Annotated in this window: 12 protein-coding genes; 6 read left to right on the top strand and 6 right to left on the bottom strand. The window is 65.6% G+C overall.

Annotated features, from left to right (window positions below):
• Positions 1 to 75 precede the first annotated feature (75 nt).
• Positions 76 to 612, top strand: a complete 537-nt coding sequence (locus KXR83_RS00550) for a hypothetical protein (protein ID WP_437423584.1) — start codon at positions 76 to 78, stop codon at positions 610 to 612.
• Here the strand turns inward: KXR83_RS00550 and KXR83_RS00545 are convergent.
• Entirely contained in the window at positions 609 to 1,712 is a 1,104-nt protein-coding gene (locus tag KXR83_RS00545) for an NAD(P)/FAD-dependent oxidoreductase (RefSeq protein WP_437423111.1), read from the bottom strand. The two genes, KXR83_RS00550 and KXR83_RS00545, sit on opposite strands and share 4 nt — an antisense overlap.
• 103 nt (positions 1,713 to 1,815) lie before the next feature.
• Here KXR83_RS00545 and KXR83_RS00540 point away from each other — a divergent pair, with 103 nt between their 5' ends.
• On the top strand, positions 1,816 to 2,445 hold the full coding sequence (locus tag KXR83_RS00540) for a TetR/AcrR family transcriptional regulator (RefSeq protein WP_437423110.1): 630 nt from the start codon (positions 1,816 to 1,818) through the stop codon (positions 2,443 to 2,445).
• Positions 2,446 to 2,475: 30 nt separating this feature from the next.
• Complete coding sequence (locus KXR83_RS00535) at positions 2,476 to 2,889, top strand: RidA family protein (protein WP_437423109.1); 414 nt, start codon at positions 2,476 to 2,478, stop codon at positions 2,887 to 2,889.
• Here the strand turns inward: KXR83_RS00535 and KXR83_RS00530 are convergent.
• From KXR83_RS00530 to KXR83_RS00515, 4 genes are read right to left on the bottom strand one after another with little or no spacing between them, the layout of a single operon-like run.
• Positions 2,886 to 4,190 carry a lysine N(6)-hydroxylase/L-ornithine N(5)-oxygenase family protein gene (locus KXR83_RS00530; RefSeq protein WP_437423108.1) on the bottom strand — a complete coding sequence of 435 codons (1,305 nt, stop codon included), beginning with the start codon at positions 4,188 to 4,190 and terminating at the stop codon, positions 2,886 to 2,888. The genes KXR83_RS00535 and KXR83_RS00530 overlap by 4 nt on opposite strands.
• Positions 4,187 to 5,995, bottom strand: coding sequence for an ABC transporter ATP-binding protein (locus KXR83_RS00525; protein ID WP_437423107.1), 1,809 nt, complete (start codon positions 5,993 to 5,995; stop codon positions 4,187 to 4,189). Before KXR83_RS00525 ends, KXR83_RS00530 begins: the two co-directional genes overlap by 4 nt.
• The gene (locus KXR83_RS00520; RefSeq protein WP_437423106.1) at positions 5,992 to 7,653 is read right to left on the bottom strand and encodes an ABC transporter ATP-binding protein; all 1,662 of its coding nucleotides are present in this window, start codon (positions 7,651 to 7,653) and stop codon (positions 5,992 to 5,994) included. The genes KXR83_RS00525 and KXR83_RS00520 overlap by 4 nt, the downstream gene beginning before the upstream one ends.
• 49 nt (positions 7,654 to 7,702) lie before the next feature.
• On the bottom strand, positions 7,703 to 14,791 hold the full coding sequence (locus KXR83_RS00515) for an amino acid adenylation domain-containing protein (RefSeq protein WP_437423105.1): 7,089 nt from the start codon (positions 14,789 to 14,791) through the stop codon (positions 7,703 to 7,705).
• A gap of 200 nt (positions 14,792 to 14,991) precedes the next feature.
• Between KXR83_RS00515 and KXR83_RS00510 the strand changes: the two genes are divergently transcribed.
• The 3 genes from KXR83_RS00510 to KXR83_RS00500 all read left to right on the top strand — a co-directional run bounded on the left by KXR83_RS00510 (position 14,992) and on the right by KXR83_RS00500 (position 18,099).
• On the top strand, positions 14,992 to 15,927 hold the full coding sequence (locus tag KXR83_RS00510; protein WP_437423104.1) for a methionyl-tRNA formyltransferase: 936 nt from the start codon (positions 14,992 to 14,994) through the stop codon (positions 15,925 to 15,927).
• A gap of 114 nt (positions 15,928 to 16,041) precedes the next feature.
• A complete protein-coding gene (locus tag KXR83_RS00505) occupies positions 16,042 to 17,358 on the top strand; it encodes an NAD(P)/FAD-dependent oxidoreductase (protein WP_437423103.1) in 1,317 nt (438 codons plus the stop codon).
• A 21-nt stretch (positions 17,359 to 17,379) separates the two neighbouring features.
• Complete coding sequence (locus KXR83_RS00500) at positions 17,380 to 18,099, top strand: pyrimidine reductase family protein (RefSeq protein WP_437423102.1); 720 nt, start codon at positions 17,380 to 17,382, stop codon at positions 18,097 to 18,099.
• 28 nt (positions 18,100 to 18,127) lie between these two features.
• Here KXR83_RS00500 and KXR83_RS00495 read toward each other — a convergent pair whose 3' ends face one another.
• On the bottom strand, positions 18,128 to 18,736 hold the full coding sequence (locus tag KXR83_RS00495) for a flavodoxin family protein (protein ID WP_437423101.1): 609 nt from the start codon (positions 18,734 to 18,736) through the stop codon (positions 18,128 to 18,130).
• Positions 18,737 to 18,792: the final 56 nt, after the last annotated feature.

Genomic DNA, 18,792 nt, shown 5'->3' with positions numbered 1-18,792 from the left:
CGGGCGGTCCCCGGCCACACCCGTGCCTGAACTAACGTGGGCCAGAAGGTTGTGATCGTTGGGGTCGAGAGGGTGATGGATGTGGCGTGGCTGATCGTCGTCGCCGCGGTGGTCGTCGCCGTGCTGATGCTGCTCGGGGGCCTGTGGTTCGCCTACGACTCCAACAAGCGGGTGCGACGGTTCGCCCGCTCCACCGACCTGGTCCCGGGCAAGCCCGGGCGGGCGCCCGCTGAATGGACCACCGCCACCGATCCAGAGGCTGTCCTGCACCGGCGTATCCGCTACGCGATGGGTCTGGTGTACGAGAACCCTTCGCTGCGCAGCGACGACGAACTGCTGGCCGCACGAGGCCGCCTCGACGATGCGGTGTTCGAGCTCGATGACCGGCTCATCGCTGCCGCGGCGTCGCCAGACAAGAGCGGCGACACGTTGCGCGACATCGGGTGGTCGGTGCGTTGGCTCGAGCTGCTTCCCGGCGAGATCTTCTACGCGTCGAAGACGAAGGCGCTCGCCGATATCGATGCGGCGATCGCCAACCTTCGCCGTCCGGTCGAACCCCCGCCCGAGGAACCGGAAAATCCCGACGATCCGGACAACGACCGAATTCTCTAGCGATCATCCACGAGCGACGCCACGGCCTCTGCGATCGACAGGCAGGACGTCAGGCCGGGTGATTCGATGCCGAACAGATTCACCAGTCCGGGCGTCCCGTGTGCGGCAGGGCCTTGGATGAGGAAGTCGCTGTCCCCGTCTCCCGGGCCCGACAACTTGGGCCGGATTCCGCAGTACGCGGGTACCAGTGAGTTGTCCGGCAGGCCGGGCCAATAACGCCGGATCGCGGCGTAGAACTGATCTGCTCTGGCGGCATCGACGTGGTAGTCGATGTGGTCGGTCCACTGGACGTCCGGGCCGAACCGAGCCTGGCCGGCGAGATCCAGCGTGAGGTGCACGCCGAGACCGCCGCCGACGGGTACGGGATAGACCAACTGCGAAAACGGAACTCGGCCGCTCTCGAGAACAAAGTAGCTACCCTTTGCCAGAAATCGCCTCGGGATGGTCTCTGGTGGTACACCTTCGATGCCTCGTGCGACCTCCCAGGCGCTGAGCCCGGCGGCGTTCACCACGGTTCTGCAGCTGATCGCCGTGACGTCGGCCTCGATGACGAGCTGCCCGCGCCGGATGTGCCCGCCCGTGATCCTGGTGCGCAGAGCGGTTGTCGCACCGGCGTCTTCGGCATCGCGATGCAGGGCCCTCATCAGTCCGTGGATGTCGATGATGCCCGTCGACGGTGAGTGAAGTGCGCCTGCACAGTCGAGTCCGTGTTCGATCGAGGCCAGGTCGTCCCGGTTCAGTAGCCGAAGGTCGTCGACCCCGTTCGCGGCGGCGGCCGCCGCGATCACGTCGAGGCGGTCGAGCTGGTCAGAATCGGTGGCCACGATGAGCTTGCCGATCCGCCGATGATCGATGCCCCGGTCGTCGCAGTAGCGGTACAACATCTGCCGTCCGGCCACACAGTGCCGGGCCTTCGCGCTGCCCCGCGGGTAATAGATGCCGGCGTGGATCACCTCGGAATTGCGCGAACTCGTCTGCGTGCCGATCGCATCCGCCTCGTCGACCACCACCACGTCCCGCCCGCCCACGGCCAGGCGCCTTGCGACGGCCAAGCCGATCACGCCGGCCCCGATGACCAGGCAATCGACGGTCACGGGCATGGTGCCAGTCTGACGCATTCCTACCGTGCCGGCGGGACTCTTCGCCAGGTCCGCGGTCACGTCGCTCTGGTATCTCCGTACCGTATGGTGATACGGTACGAACATGAGTGAAACGAGACCGAGTCGCAGTCGCCGAGCGGGCGGCTCGAAGCGCACGGCCGTGCTCGACCAGGTGATCGCGACACTCGCGGACCGCGGGTACGGCGGCACCCGCTACACCGACGTCGCTGCCGCGTCGGGTGTGGCAGTGAGCACGCTGCAGGGCTATTTTGGCTCCCGCGAGGACATGCTGATCGAGGCGTTCGATCGCGCCACTTCCATTGCAGTGGACGCAATGAACGAGTTCGCAGCACAATTCGAAGATCCGTGGGAGCAGCTCGTTGCGATGGTCGACCGCGGGCTCGCCACGGACGTTGCCACCTGGCGAATGCTGATGGAGTTCTGGACCGCCGCCGCGCACGATGTCGAGCTGCAGCAACATGCGGCCACGCTCGCAGAGCAGTACCGCAAGCCCTTTGCCGATGCTGTCCGGCGCGGCATCGATGCCGGTGATTTCCGCCCGCGCTTCGGCTCGGACGCCATCATCGAGGTTGTCGTGGCGAACATCGTCGGTCTGTTGTATCCGGTTGTGCTCGAACATCTGTCACCAAGGAATGTCGACTACCGCGAGGTGGTTCTCGCTCAACTCGCCTTCGCCCTCAACACATCAGAGCACAACCCGACCGACGTCTGACGGACGTCTCGAGAAGAAACGAGTGAAGTCATGTCCCACACCATCGTCAACCCCGAGGGGTTACATGACCCGATTCCGTTCGGGTACAGCCACACTGCGAGCGTTCCGTCCGGCGCAGAGTTGGTGTTCGTCGCGGGCCAATACGGATCGGGCCTGGACGGCATGGTCACCTCGCCAGACTTCGCCGGACAGGTGCAGCAGGCGTTCAACAACCTCGGGGTCGCCCTCGCCGCCCACGGGCTCGACCTCGGCGACGTTGTCCAACTCAGGACCTATGTGGTGGATCCTGACTTCGAGAAACTCGGTGTGATCGGCCAGGCAGTGCAGGGCAGTGGCGTCGCACCGCCCACGCAAACGGTCATCGGAGTTGCGGGACTTGCAATGCCGGACATCCTGTTCGAGGTCGAGGCGGTAGCCGCCCGGCCCTTGGCTGATAAGACCTAGCCGAGGCTTCCGCGCGAAAGTGTCGACACCGCCTCGCCTTTGCGATCGCGGGCCACGGACTTCACGATCTCCCCGGTGCGAACGGCGATGTTCGACAGCAGTGACGACGAGATGCCGTGCGTGTGCTCGGTTCCGCCCTGCAAGAAGATTCCCCCGGGCATGGGCGAGGTGGTGATCAGGCGGTAATCGCGGGCGACCTGAGGGCCGGCAGCGTCGTACGCCACGCTGTCCGTCAGATCTCCCAAGATCTCCTTGAGGTCGAGCGGATCGAAACCGGTGGCGCACACCACCGCATCGCAGACGATGTCCTCGGTGAGGCCTGTCGGCTCGTGACGAACGGTCACCGTCACGCCGGTGCTCGATTCGACCACCTGGGTCACCTCGGAGGCGCCGTGGACGAACAGACGGCGTTGGCCGCGCACCCGTTCGTCGTATTCGCGGGCGTACAACTCCTCGATGAGCGGGAGGTCCACCGCAGAGTAGTTGGTGCTGCGGTGATAGTTCTGCAGCCGACGCCGGAACTCGGGAGCTGACGAGTGGAAGTCGTTGACCGCGTTGGGATCGAAGATCCGGTTCGCGTACGGACTGTCGTCGGCGGGCGTGTATCCGTACTTGGCGAACACCGCGTGTACTTCCGCACCGGGATAGTTGGTGTGCAGGTACTCGGCGACCTCGGCTGCGCTTTGGCCGGCGCCGATCACCAGGAAACTGTCGGCGGTGGGCTCGGGCAACTCGGCGAGGTGCGGGAGCAGTTGGTGGTTGTGGAACACCCGCTGCGACGCCGTGATCCCGAGGGGGAGCCTGGCCACCAAACCGGCTGCGACGACGATGTTCCGGGCCCTGATGATGCCGGCGTGCCGCCCTTCCACGTGGATCTCGAAGCACTCTCCGGAGTTCTCGATGAGCACAGCGCGGGTGCCGTACGAGACGTCGGCATCGACTTTGCGAGCCGCCCATTCGAGGTAGTCGTGGAACTCGTGACGGGTGGGGAAGAAGGTCTGGAAGTTGACGAACTCCGTGAGCCTGTTCACCTCTGCGAGATAGTTCAGGAAGGTGTACTCGCTGCGAACGTTGCGCTGTGTCGCCAGGTCTTTGAGGAACGACACCTGCATCGTCGTGCGGGGCAACAGCATTCCAGGGTGCCAGCCGAACTGCTCCTTGCCCTCCACGAATCGGGCGGTGATCCGCTTCTCTGGGTCCAGTCCGGAGTTCAGTTCCTCCACTGCGATGGCGAGTGCGAGGTTCGACGGACCGAAACCGATTCCGAGGACGTCGACGACCTCCGTGTTGTGGTCATTCATTGCTCCGCGTCCCTTCCGTGTCCTTGGATCGTCCATGCCGCCCACATCCGGGCGAAAAGTCCTTCAGATGCCAGCAGTTGAGCCGGCGTTCCCTGTTCGATGACCGTGCCGCGATCGAGCACGACCACCTCGTCGCATTGCATCGCCTGACTGAGCCGGTGCGCCACCACCAACGTTGTTCGTCCGGCCGTGGCAGCAGCGGCCGAGCGCTCCAGATCTCGCGTGCCGAGACTGCCCGCCTCGGCGGTGGCCTCGTCGAGTACGGCGATCGGCGGGTCCACCAGGACCAGGCGGGCGAGTGCTATCTGCTGAGCCTGCGCATCGGTGAGCTGATGGCCGCCCTCGCCCACAACGGTTTCCAGACCATCGGGCAGATCGCGAACCCACTCAAGTGCCCCGATGGTGTCGAGCGCAGCAGTGACCTCGTCCGTGCCGGCCGACGGCCTGGCCAGACGGAGATCGTCGATCAGTGGTCCGGCGAACACATGGACCTCTTGACTGACCGTGGCCACGTGTTCCCGTACGACGTCGGCAGGCAACGTATCCAACGGGACGCCGCCGATCATCACCGATCCCGATGTCGGGGTGAGGTTTCCGGCGACCATGGCCGCCAGCGTCGACTTGCCGGCGCCGCTCGCTCCGATCAACGCCACTCGGGTGCCCGCCTTGATGCGTAGATCGATCCCGCGAAGAACGGGGCGGCGTGCGTCGTAGCCGAAATGAACGGCGCGCAATTCGACGGCGCCTCCCCGAGGCGTCGTCCCGCCGATCAGAGTGTTGTCGGTCTGGGTGCCGGAATCGACGTCGGTCGAGATTGCCACGCCGATCAGCCGCGACAGGCCGGCCGCTGCGAGCTGGAGGTCGGCGAAGCTGTACAGGATCATGCCGATGGGATTGAAGAGGCGGTGGAACAGCAGCGCGGCGGCGGTCGTCGCGCCCACCGACACGGCACCATCCTCGACGAGCATGAAGCCCACCACCAGAACCGCTGCCAGACCGACGAACTCGGCCCGGTTGACCCGGCCGACCATCCGGGTGAACACCGTGAACGCGGCGATGGAGATGTCGCGGGCCGCAGCGGACTTCGTCTCGACGATGCTCGCCTGCGATGCCTCGAGTCCGTACGCGTGCACGGTGCGAAGGCCGGTGAAACTTTCCACCATGGCCTGGGAGCGCTCGCCGACTGCACGCCGTTCGGCCGCGTAGCGCGGGGACGACCGAGGCAGGTACCAGTGCAGAGCCAGCCCGTAGAGCGGCAATGCGACAGCACCCGCGAGACCGAGGCGCCAATCGAGACCCACCATCGTGGCGATACTCACCACGGTGAGGATGGTCGCGATCACCACGGTGGGCAGCACGGTGATCACGGCTTTGCTCACGGCCGCAACGTCGTTGGTGACGCGCGACAGCAGGTCGCCCCGCCCGGTGTCCTCGATCACCCGGGTGGGCATGCGGAGCGCCCGCCGGATCACGCTCTCACGGAGGTCGGCAAGCAACCCGGCCCCCAGAGATGCCACGGAGTAGACCGAGAGTCCCGCAGCCACTCCGCCGACCAGCGCGGCGGCAGCGGCGACTGCGGCGATGGACACCAGGACGGAGCTACCGGAACCGGCGACCACACGATCGACCAGCACTCCCAGCGCCAACGCCGGAGTCACGGATGCGATTGCGGCAAGGGCGGATACGGCGATGACACGGGCGACCGCCGCGCGGTGGTGGGCCAGGGCAGCGGCGAGCCACGACCTGGTCTCTCGCCCCGAAGCGACCGGGAGGACCCGAGTGTCCTCGTGCAACTGAGGAGTCATCGCAGGACCGCCTCGCGGTACCGGTTGTCCATGGCGGTCAAATCGGCATGCGCGCCGTCGCGTTCGGCCCGGCCTCCGTCGACCAGCACAACACGGTCCATCACCGACAGCAGGGTTGGGCTGCTGGTGATCACCACAGTGGTGCGGTCGGCTCGTCGCTGGTGCCGGAGACGATGGACATGATGCGCCACAGTGCGTTCGGTGACGGCGTCGATCGAAGTGGTCGGGTCGTGCAAGACCAGGACCGCGGGGTCGGCGAGCAGTGCGCGGACAAGTGCCAGTCGCTGTCGCTGCCCTCCCGACAACGAGTAGCCACGGTCCGCGACCACGTGATCGAGGCCGTTTGTGTGGGCCGCGACGACGTCTTCACCCGCCACCGTCCGCAACACCTCGCCGACCGCGGTGGGGTCGAGGTTGTCGTCGCCGGCACGGAGATTGTCCATGACGGATCCCGTGAAGAGGTCAGTCGCGTGCGGAGCGACCAGTATTGGCCGAGGCCGTTCGGATGTGTCAGTGCATTCGGCGGGCACATCCGACACCCAGACGCCCCCGGCCGACGGTGTGGCAACGCCGGACATCAGGGCGAGAATCGCCTGGGCGTCGTGGGCACTGGTGGCGACGATGCCCACGCATTCACCGGGTTTCACGATGAGGTCGAGGCAGCGCAAGCTGCCGTACTCGACGCCTCTAAACTCGATGCCGTGGGGTCCAGGCCCGAGCGGCATGGTCGTCCGCGACTTCACCACGTCGGCGTCTGAGATGAGCGCAAGTCGTTCGGCCGATGCGCGGGCGGTCGACACCTTTCCTGGCAACATCGAGAGCACGGCGAGGGGCTCGAGGAAGAACTGCGCGATCCCCAGCACGGTGACGAGCTCGCCGACGCTGATCCGGCCACTGAGCGCGAACCATCCGGCAGCGGTGGCGACGCCCACGGCGAGGATCGCGCTGATTCCCGCGGCCGCCCCCATGAACATGCCCTGCCCACGCGCCGCGCGGCGCATGGCGACCAGAGCATCCTGGCTCGACTTCTGGTAGCGCGCCGCGGCCGCTTCCTCTGCGCCGATACCGCGTAGCGGTCTCAGGCCGGCGATGAGGTCTGCCGCTGATCCCGACGTCTCGGCCACGCCCTGTTGCTGAGTGATCATCTGCCGGGTCAAACCCGGTGCGGTGAGCTGCAATTCGAGCAACAGCACCGGCACGCCGACGAACACGGCCAGTCCGAGTGGGATGTCGATGACCAGCAGAGCACCGCCGCACACCGCGACGGCGGCCAGGGCACCCGCCGCCTGCGGCAGATACCGGAGCAGTGCCCCGGTTTCGTCGGCATCGGTGCCCGCCACCGCCATCAGTTCACCGCTACGCAGGTCGGTGTCCAGCATTGCGCGGTCGAGCACGCGGCGCGTGGCCTGGACACGCAGCCGATGTGCCTGATCGAGGGCGGCACGCATCGCGAGCCGTGCGCCCAGTCGATAGCAGATCGTCAGGGCCACGAACACCGCGGCGAGCCAGGTGATTCCGGCGGCGAGGGAACCAAGATCGCCGTTGGTCACCGCCCGGTCGATGATCACACCGATCAGAACGGGGACCGCAACCTCACAGGCCTGATGGAGGCACAGCAGAAGTGCTGCGCCGGACAGCAGTGGGACATTACTTCGCACACTGTCGCGGAGAATGGTTGCACCGGAACGGGTGTGCCGAGGCCTCATGTCAGTGTTCTCCGCCGACGAGTGTCACGTCGGACCGGCGGGCGAGATGGCGTGCGATGGAAGGGCCGGTGAGACGAAGCGCGGCGGGGCTGCACATCTGCCAATGGGTGAACGGGATGGCAAGCGTGGAGATCTCGCCTTTCACATGCGACAGCCACGAGTCGGCAGCAGCCGTGGACCCCGGTGAATCACCGTCGGCGGTGACGAAGAGCAGGTCTCCGGTGTAGATGCCCGGTGAATGCTCCCGCAGCAGTGTGCTGTTGTGCTCGGCGAAGTCGACCAAACGCTGAACCTGATGACGCTCGACCCCGTGTGGCAGATCCTCGATCACGGCGAGCACGTCGGTGAGGGAATCCGCGGACATCGCTCCCAGTTGCTCCAGTACGGCACCGTCGAAACCCAGTCCCGCCAGCAGATCTCCCGCGTGAACGGACTCGCCGCCTGCGGATACCGGTGGTGTTGCGAAGCTGTCGAGCATCACCAAGCCGGCCACTTGGCCACCCTGTTCTTCGATCAGCACAGCCATCGCATGCGCGAGGACGCCGCCGAGCGACCAGCCGAGCAGATGGTAGGGGCCGTCGGGTTGTATGCGGCGAATCTCCGCGACGTAGCGTGCGGCCGTCGCCTCTATGGACCGTGGTGGCTCGCTGTCGTCGGTCCCGGGTACCTGGATGCCGTAGATCGGCCGATCCTCTGGCAGTTGCTGCACCAGAGGTCGATAACACCAGGACAATCCGATGATCGGGTGTATGCAGAAGAGCGGTGCTGCCGAGCCGGTGCGGCGGATCGGCAGCACCACGTCGAGGGCGGCGTCGTCCTGAACGGGATCGGTCATATCGATCCGTCGGGCCAACGCCATCGGGGTGGGGTCGGCGAACAACCACTGCAGCTGGACTCGTCTGCCGAGTTGCTCGCCGATCGAGCCGACCATGGCGATGGCCGACAGGGAGTTGCCGCCGAGTGCAAAGAAGTCGTCGTGCACGCCGACTTGCTGTCGTTCGAGTGATCGAGCGAAGGCAGCCGCGACGACGACTTCGGTATGTGTGCTCGGAGCTCGGTACGGAGTCCGCGAATCGAAAGCTGCCGCGGGCAGGCGTGGTTCGTCGAGTTTGCCGGTCGGCGTGACCGGGATGCTTTCCACCGCAACGATTGCGGCAGGCACCATGTGCCGGGGAAGGAACTCGCTGACGAACACCAGGAGGTGCTCGGTGTCCGGTGGGTTGGCGTGTGTCGCCGGCACCACATACGAAACCAGGGCCGGCTCGCCGGTGGGGGTGGCGGTGCCGACAGTGACGGCTTGCCCGACCGCCGGATGTTTCAGCAGAACTGCGTTGATCTCGTCGAGTTCGATGCGGTGTCCGCGGATCTTGACCTGGCTGTCGGTGCGACCGTGATAGCGCAGTTCCAGATCTGCAGTCCAGGCGACCACATCGCCGGTGCGGTACATCCGATCGCCCGGCGCGCCGGATGGATTGGCGACAAACCGTTTTGCTGTCAGGCCGAATCTGCGGTGGTAGCCGCGAGCCAGGCCGGGTCCGGCGAGATAGAGCTCGCCCGGCACCCCAACCGGTACCGGATTCAGGCGGTCGTCGAGCACAAGCAGCGTAAATCCGTGCACTGCAGCGCCGATGGTGACCGGTTCGCCTGGCCGCAGATTGCCGACGGTGGCGATGTCGGTGGCTTCGGTCGGTCCGTATCCGTTGCGCATGTGCCGGCCGGCAGCCCACCGGTCGACAAGCGCTGCGGACACTGCCTCACCGCCGACCCCCAGCACCCTGACATCGGGGAGGTCGTCGTAAGCGAGCGCGGCAAGCATGGTGGGTGTCATCAGGGCGTGGGTCACTCGCTCTGACCGGATGAAGTCACCGAGCGAAGCCGGTGACAGGTGCGGGGGTGAGATGACGAGGGTGGCGCCTGCGGAGAGTGCGGCGATTTGTTCGCCGATGGCCATGTCGAAGCTGGGTGAGGTGTTGTGGAGGAATTTCGAGTGGGGTTCGACGAGGTAGTTGTGTTTTCTTTCGGCGGCGAGGTTGGCCAGTCCGCGGTGGGTGATGACAACACCTTTGGGCGTTCCTGTGGAGCCGGAGGTGTAGATCATGTACGCCGGATGGTCCAGCGAGACCTGGGGTTTCGGCTCGAATGGAACCACATGCCCGGGGGCGGTGAGCTGTTCGTCGATCACCAGCCACTGGACAGTGTCGGGAAGCTGCGAGCGCAAGTTGCTGGTGGTGATGCCCAACCGAGCGCCCGAGTCGGTGAGCATGTGTGCGATGCGGTCGGCCGGGTAATGCGGATCCACCGGGACAAACGCCGCGCCGGTCTTGGCAACCGCCCACATACTGCGCACCGAGTCGGCAGACCGGGGCAGAGCGATGGCGACAAAACGCTCTGGTGCGGCGCCATGTTCCCGCAGGACTCGGGCGTAGCTGTCGGCCCAGGCGTCGGCCTCTCGATAAGTGTGCGCACGGCCATCCCAGATGAACGCGGCTTCGTCGGGGCGTTGCCGCACGGCCGATCCGATCAATTCGGCCATCGACGCTGCCGGAACAGATGCCGGCCCGCGTACGGGCACCAGCTTCGCGTTCTCCTCGGCGGTCAACAGCGGCAGGTCAGCCAGGGGTGCGGCAGCCTCGACGGCGACCGCATCAAGAATCCGAACCAGACGGTCGGCGAGGTCTTGTGCCGAGCGGCGATCGAAGATGTCGGTTGCGTAGCGCAGCGACCCGCGCAGGCAGTCGTCACCGGGGGCCGGCTCGGTGATGGAGAACGCGAGTTCGAACTGGGCGATACCTGGGTCGAGGGGGACGGGAGTCACAGTGAGGCCCGGGAGCTCGAAGCTGCCCGGTAGCCCGGGTTCGAAGTTCAGAACCACTTGGAACAACGGCGAATACGCTTGGGTACGCGGCGGTTGCAGGATGTCGACAAGACGCTCGAATGCGACATCACCATGGGCGTACGCCCCGAGATCAACGGCTCGGGTCTGGGTGAGAAGGTCGGTGAAACCGGCATTGAGGTCCACCCGTGTCCGCAGGACAAGCGTGTTCACGAACATGCCGATGACGTCGTCGAGTTGTTCTTCGCCGCGCCCTGCGATCGGCGTGCCGATCGCGATGTCCCCGGTACCGGACAGCCTTGCGAGGAGCGTGGCCAGTGCGGCGTGAACAACCATGAACATGGATGCACCACGCTGTCGCGCGAGTTCACGCAGCGCGGCGCCGGTCGAGCTGCTGATCTCGAAATCGAGGGACGCGCCGCGGTGTGAGGCGACGGCGGGCCGTGGGCGGTCGGTGGGCAGATCGAGCACCGCGGGCAGGCCGTCGAGTGTTTGTCGCCAGTATCGGACCTGCTGTGCTGCAACAGAATCGGTATCGCTCTCCGAGCCGAGGACACGATGTTGCCACAGCGTGAAATCCACATACTGGACGGGCAACTCGGGCCAGCTGGGCGTAAGCCCCTCTGTGCGTGCGTTGTAGGCGAGCATCACGTCGCGAGCGAGTGGTCCCATGGAGACCCCGTCGGCGAGGATGTGATGGATCACCAGTACCAGCGTGTGGTCGTCGGCGGCGCTGCGAAATAATCGGCTTCGAATCGCGACCCCCGCCGCGACATCGAAACCGTCGCCGGCGAGCGCCAGCACGGCCGCGGCGATGTGGTCGGCCTCGATCGGTCGCGGGGTCAGATCGAGCGACACCGCAGTCGGTGGCAGAACCACCTGCCTGGGTCCGCCGTCGTCATTCGGGAACGTGGTGCGCAGCGACTCGTGGCGGCGGATCACGTCATCGACGGCTGCGAAGAGGGCACTCGTATCGAGTTCTCCGGTGAGTCGGATGGCCAGCGGCAGATTGTATGTGGCAGCGGCAGTGTCGAACTGGTTGAGGATCCACATGCGCTGCTGCGCCGGGGACAACGGCAACCGGGTGGGACGATCACTCCGCCGCAGAGGCGGACGCGCTGCCTGTCCGGTGGTTCCCGCCGCCGCCGCGGCGATGCCGGACACAGTCGGGCTCTCGAACACCGTGCGAACGGTCAACCCGCAGCCCAACTCTGCGTTGATGCGGGAGACCACCCCCATCGCAGACAGTGAGTTGCCGTGAAGGTCGAAGAAGCTGTCGTCAGCCCCCACGTCTTCCTGGTCGATATTGAGCACCTCGGCAAACACCGCTGCGACAACACGTTCGGCGTCGGAACCCGGCGCGCGGTAGGCGCTACGACGGGTGAGTTCGGGTACAGGTAATGCCCGTTCGTCCAGCTTGCCGGTAGGCGTAAGCGGTAGCGCGTCGATCAGCACGACTGCCGCCGGTTGCATGTGGCGGGGGAGCCTGCGCGCGGCGAACTCACGGAGGCGGTCTGCCGAGTGCGGCGCACCCACCACATACGACACCAAAGCCGGATGGCCGCCGGCGAGTTGGCGCACCGCTGTCCGTACGTGCCGGACATCCGGAGAGGACCGGAGCACCGCGTCGATCTCGCCCAGTTCTATTCGATGCCCACGAATCTTCACCTGGCTGTCGGCACGTCCGTGATAGCGGAGCTGGTGGTCGGCAGCCCAGCTGACGACGTCCCCGGTCCGGTACATGCGATCGCCGGGGCTACCGAATGGGTTGGCTACGAACCGTTCTGCGGTCAACGCATGTCGACGGTGGTATCCACGGCCGAGGCCGGGTCCGGCGAGATACAGCTCGCCGGGTACACCGGCAGGCACAGGCTGCAGGCGGGCGTTCAGTACCAACAGCTCAAAACCGTGCACGGCAGTACCGATCGACACCGGTTTGCCTGCCCGCAGGATGGAGACGGTGGCGATGTCGGTGGCCTCGGTCGGTCCGTATCCATTGCGCATCTGCCGTCCGACGGCCCAACGGTCCACCAGGTCGCCGGTGACCGCCTCGCCGCCGACGCCGAGCACCTCGAGCGTGACCAGCGCGTCCGGATCGAGCGCCGACAGCATGGTCGGGGTGATCAACGCGTGGGAGACCCGTTTGCCGACAATCCAATCGGTGAGCTCCGATGGGCTCAGGTCCGGGGGTGAGATGACAAGGGTGGCGCCTGCGGAGAGTGCGGCGATTTGTTCGCCGATGGCCATGTCGAAGCTGGGTGAGGTGTTGTGGAGGAACCTCGAGTGCGGTTCGACGAGGTAGTTGTGTTTTCTTTCGGCGGCGAGGTTGGCCAGTCCCCGGTGGGTGATGACAACACCTTTGGGCGTTCCTGTGGAGCCAGAGGTGTAGATCATGTACGCCGGATGGTCCAGCGAGACTTCGACTTCCGTCGCGCCGGTCGTCGACGCGGTTACCTCGCTGTCGATCCCCAGTTCGTCGATCACCAGCCACTGCACGGTGTCGGGAAGCTGCGGCCTCACGTCGCTGGTGGTGATGCCCAGCCGGGCCCCCGAGTCGGTGAGCATGTGTGCGATGCGGTCGGCCGGATAGTGCGGATCCACCGGGACAAACGCCGCTCCGGTCTTGGCAACCGCCCACACGCTGCGTACGGAGTCCAGTGACCGGGGCAGGGCGATGGCAACAAATTGCTCGGTGGATGCGCCGGCATCGCGGAGCTCTCGGGCCAGCTGATCGGACCAGGCGTCCACTTGGCGGTACGTATGCGTCGTGTGCATCTCCAAGGCGACGGCATCCGGGTCGGCCCGCACTGCGGCCCTTGTCATTTCGTTCAGCGTTGCCCGGGGCACAGCCGCCGGGCCACGAGATGGCACAAGCGTGCGGCGATCGTCGGCTGTCAAGACATCGAAGCCGCCGACCGCGGCGTCGGGTGGGGCTGTGGCCATCGCCTGCAGGAGTGTGACGAACCGGTGGTGGTGCGCGCGCAGCTCATCGCTCTCGTAAGCGTGCCGGTTGGCCTCGAAGTCGACGCGGGTGTTGCCGTCGGCACTCGGGTAGAGATTCACCGACAGGTCGTGGACCGGCCCGGTCGACAGGATCTGGAACCGCCCGGTGACCGGCCCCAGACGGATGTCCGACGGGAAGTTCATGATGTTGATGACCGGCCCGTAGAAGCCGCGCGAGTCCTCGCCTGCACCGAGATCGCGTCGCAGATCCTCGGCCCGGTAGCGCTGATGGCGCAAGGCCCCGGTGAGTTCGAGCTGGATGTGCGAGACGAGGTCGCCGACTGTCGTTGTCGGCGTGATCGACGCGCGGATGGGCACGATGTTGGACACCATCCCGCCCGACTTGCGAAGCACCGCGTTGGTCCGGCCCGACACCGGAAGGCTCAGGACCACGTCCGTCGAACCGGTGATCCGGGCGATGTAGACGGCGAGGGTTGCGATCAAGAGCGGGGTCTCGAAGGTCTTCAATCTCGTTGAAGCGGCCTCGAGTTGCCGGGTCACCTCGGTCGAGAGGAGCTCGCCGACTCGCCGTGGCGTGACGTCGGGCGCGGATTCGGACGGCGACAACGACTGCGGCTCGGGGAGATTGGCGGCCTTGGCCAGCCAGTAGTCGCGGTCGCGCTGGAAACGGCTGGACGACCGGTAGTCGTTCTCGGTGGTGATCAGCGCCTGCAGCGGAGGGACGGCCTGGGTGTCGGCCTCGCGTCCGGCCAGCTTTGCGGTGTACATCTCGGCGGCACGATTGATGAACAGGATGGCGCCGTAGCCATCGATGACGATGTGGTGGATGCAGGAGTACCAGAGGTAGTGCTCGTCGCCGACGCGGAGCACCGCACCCTTGATCAGCCGGTCGGAGAGCAGATCGATCGGCGCCGAGTAGTTCGCGTGAATCCATTCCTGCGCGGCCAGTTCGGGGTCGTCTTCGCCGCGCAGGTCGATGCGTTCGAATCGATCCGAGAGGGTCTGGTCGACCACCTGGAACGGCTCACCGTCGATTTCGACGAGGCGGAGCATCCCGCAGTCGATCTCGTGCATGCAGGCGCGGACCACGTCATCGAGCAGGTCAATGTCGAGTGGGCCGTGGATCTCCGCATAGTTCGCGATGACGATGGGCGTCTGGGGCGTCAGGTGCTGGGCGAACCAGATACCGCGTTGGGCCGCGGTCAGCGGAAACGGTGCCGATCCGGCAGCCTGAGTTGTCGGGGTAGGCGCCGAGGGGGTGGGGTTCCCGGTCAAGGTATGTGCGGAATCCACCTGAGGATCTCTTCTGTCCGGAGCGCGCTGACCCACTCGGCGAGGCCCCGTTGCATCGCTGGGTGAGTTTAGGGAATGCTGCACTAACTTCAATGGTGAATGTAGGTTTGCATAACCTATCTCTGTCGGTCAAGCTGAACGCACATTTGTGGTGCACTCGCGGGCGCCACGTACTTCCGACGACTGAAGAGGCCAGTTTCATGCGAGTAGCGACCTTCGGCTATCAGACCTGGGGACACAAGACTCTCGAAGCACTCATCGAGTCGGATCACGAGGTGGTTCTGGCCGTCAGCCACCCGCCGAGTGAGCACTCGTACGAGTCCATCTGGTCGGACTCGGTCGAGGAACTGGCACGGGCCAACAACATCCCCGTCCACCTCGCGCAACGACCCGACAGCGAACTGATCGAGCAGGTCAAGCACGCCGAGCCCGACATCATCGTCGCGAACAACTGGCGCACCTGGCTACCACGTGAACTCTTCGATCTACCGCCGCACGGCACCCTGAACCTGCACGACTCGTTGCTCCCCAAGTTCACCGGTTTCTCGCCGGTCATCTGGGCGCTGATCAGCGGGGAGAAGGAGGTGGGCCTGACCGCCCACCGCATGGACGACGACCTCGACACCGGCGATGTCGTGGTGCAACGGGCCGTACCGATCGGGCCTCGTGACACGGCCACCGATCTCGTGCGCGCAACCATCGACATCATCCCAGAGGTCCTGATCGAGGCCCTCGACCTCATCGAGTCTGGCAAAGCCGTCTGGAAGCCGCAGAATCTCGCCGACCGCACCTTCTTCCACAAGCGCGCGGACATCGACAGTCAGATCAACTGGAACTGGCCCGCCGAGGACATCGATCGGCTCGTCCGCGCCCAATCGGATCCCTACCCCAACGCCTTCACCCACTTCCGTGGCGAGCGCATCCGGATCACCAAGGCCTCCGTCTCCGAAGGCATCTACGGCGGCACCCCCGGCCGGGTGTTCATCCACGAGGGAGACGGCATGGTGATTGTGGCCGGAGCCGACGCATACCGCGGAAAGAACCACGGACTGGTCGTGGAACGACTGCGGACCGAAGACGGTGTGGAGCATGCGGGTAAAGACTTCTTCCCACGCGGTGGCGGCTATCTGACGTGACGCCGCGCGCGGCCTGAGTCAGGCCCGGTCATGACCCGAACCGCATAACATGATTCGAGTTGTGAACAAGCGGGTATCGCTGCGCCGTCTTGCAGCGAAAGGAGTTGACACCGAATGACTGCACCCGGCCGGCCCCATGTGTTGATCGTGGGTGGAGGATTCGGAGGTCTCTACGCGGCGAAGCGCCTCAAGCGCGCCGATGTCGCGGTGACCGTTGTCGAGCGCGGCACCAGTCACGTGTTCCAGCCGCTGCTGTACCAGTGCGCAACCGGCCTGTTGTCGGAAGGATCCATCGCAAGTCCTCTGCGGCACCTGCTGCGCAATCAGGACAACGCGCACGTTGCGCTCGGTGAGGCGAACGCCATCGACACCGAGGCGCGAGTGCTCACAGCGAGCCGCTTCGACGGATCGACTTTCGAGCTGAAATACGACTACCTCGTGGTGGCTGCAGGAATGCAGCAGGCGTACCACGGTCACGAGGAGTACATCCAGTGGGCGCCGGGCATGAAGACCCTCGACGATGCACTGACCATCCGTCGAAAGCTGGTGGCCGCCTTCGAGATGGCCGAATCGCTGCCCACACCGGAAGAACGCCAGCCCTGGCTGACCTTCGCTGTCGCGGGCGGTGGGCCCACCGGTGTCGAGCTCGCCGGACAGATCCGCGAATTGGCCACGCGCGCACTGACACACGAGTTCCGGTCGATCGACCCGGGTGAGGCGCGGGTGCTGCTCCTGCACGGTGGCCAGCGTGTTCTGGAGTCGTTCGACAGCAAGCTGAGCGACAGCGCGCTGCGCACACTCGACAAGGTGGGGGTCGAGACCCACCTCGGTGTGCACGTCACCGACGTGACCGCCACGGACGTGGAGATCACCACGAAGGCCGAACCGAAGACCAAGACCCGGTTCGACACCCGGACGGTGTTGTGGACGGCAGGCGTGGAAGCGGTTCCTTTCGCACGGACGCTGGCCACCGCCTTGGGTGCCGAGCAAGACCGGTCCGGGCGCATCGCGGTCGAGGCCGACCTGTCCGTTCCGGGGCATCCGAATGTGTTTGTTGTCGGAGACATGATGTCGCGCAACAAACTTCCCGGTGTCGCCGAGGTCGCGATGCAGGGTGGGCGGCACGCCGGCGCGGTCATCGCCGCTGCGGTGGAAGGCAAGACCGACAAGAGGCGGCCGTTCAAGTATCGAGACCTGGGCAACGCGGCGTACATCGCCCGGCATCACGCGTTGGTCCAAGCCGGACCCCTGCACATGTCGGGTATGGCGGGATGGCTGTCGTGGGGCGTCATCCACATCGCGTTCCTCTCCGGCGCGCGCAATCGCACCGGCACTCTGCTGAACTGGGCAGCCACACTGGCGACCGGATCGAGGCGTGAACGCGCGATCACCTACGGCGACCCGGAGACGGCCCGCAAACCGTATACATGACGAGCCGGTCGGTTTCGCGCCATGAGTGAGACAGAGGTGACCGTGCTGACCGCGGCAGACACGGTGGCGCCGATCGACTTCTACAGAGATCCGCCGGACGGTGTGCGCGTCAATATGGTGAACACGCTGGACAACGAGGCGGCATTCGACGGCCGCGTCGCCGCGATCTCCGACCCGACCGACCACCAATTGCTCCTGGATCTGCGCGCGTTCGCCGATGTGTTGCTCGTCGGAGCGGGAACGGTCCGTGCGGAGGCGTATGGGCGAGTGATCCTGACGGAGAGGCAGATACGGCTCCGCCAGGCCACGCTGGGTCTCACCGGCCCGCCACCGGTTGCGGTGGTCACCACCCGAGGGGGACTGCCGAAGGAATCCAGGCTGTTCGGTGTCGAGCCTAGACCGTTGATCATCACAACCGCAGTGGCCGCCGAGGCGGTCGATCCTGATGACGCTCACGAGACGATCGTCGCCGGCCACGACCGTGTCGATCTACCACAGGCAATAGATGCTCTGCGGGGGCGTGGATTTCAGCGGATTCTGTGTGAAGGTGGGCCGTCGTTGCTGCAGGCCCTGGCAGAGCACGACCTCATCGACGAGATGTGTGTGACCGTGTCGCCTATGATTGCCGGCGGACAGGGCGGATCGGCCCAGTCGAAGACCACTTTGGGTGGACCTCGACGGATGAAACTGGCACACGTGCTCTCGCACAACGATTTTCTCTATCTGCGGTACACCCGCTGATTCCTCAAAGCCATGTGGCGGGGGGAGATCAGTAGGGCGGGTACTGGGTCGACCGCAACTGCGCGGCCAGATGTGCCGCGTTCCTCGCCACGGCGGCAGTGGTGGTGGCCACGGGCTCAGGTGTCTCGTCGAGCTCGTTGTAGTCCGTTCCCTGCATCGCCTCACCGTTCCAATAGGTTCCGCCCTGAGCCGGAATCGTGAAACCGATGTCGTTCAGCCCCTGGAAGAGATCTGCTGTGATCTTGTGTGCGCCGTCCTCGTTGCCGACCACCGCCGTCACCGCGACCTTGCCCACCATTGCAGGCCGTCCCTGATCGTCGGTTTCCGACAACTCTGCGTCCAGGCGCTCGAGAACACGTTGGGCGACACTCGACATGTGGCCGACCCAGGTCGGAGTGGCCACCACGAGGATGTCGGCTTTCCGGATCGCTTCTCGGATGACCGGCCACTCGTCGCCGTCGCCCATGTCGCCTTCCACCCCGGGCCTCACGTCGTGGTCGACCACGCGGATCTTCGAGCCGGACACCCCATGGGTTCCGAGCTCGGCGAGCACCTGTCCGGCAAGCAAGTCGGTACTCGATGGCGCAGGTGACGGCTTGAGGCTGCAGATCAGGGCAAGGGCACTGAGTTCAGACATGGCCGTGGGATAGCCATCGACGCCGCACCTAAAACATGGAGGCCGCGACCGTGCGG

The organism is Williamsia muralis (assembly GCF_051487485.1).
Lineage (GTDB): Bacteria > Actinomycetota > Actinomycetes > Mycobacteriales > Mycobacteriaceae > Williamsia > Williamsia muralis_B.
Note: the sequence above shows the minus strand (reverse complement) of the source record. Positions and strands in the feature narration are given on the sequence as shown.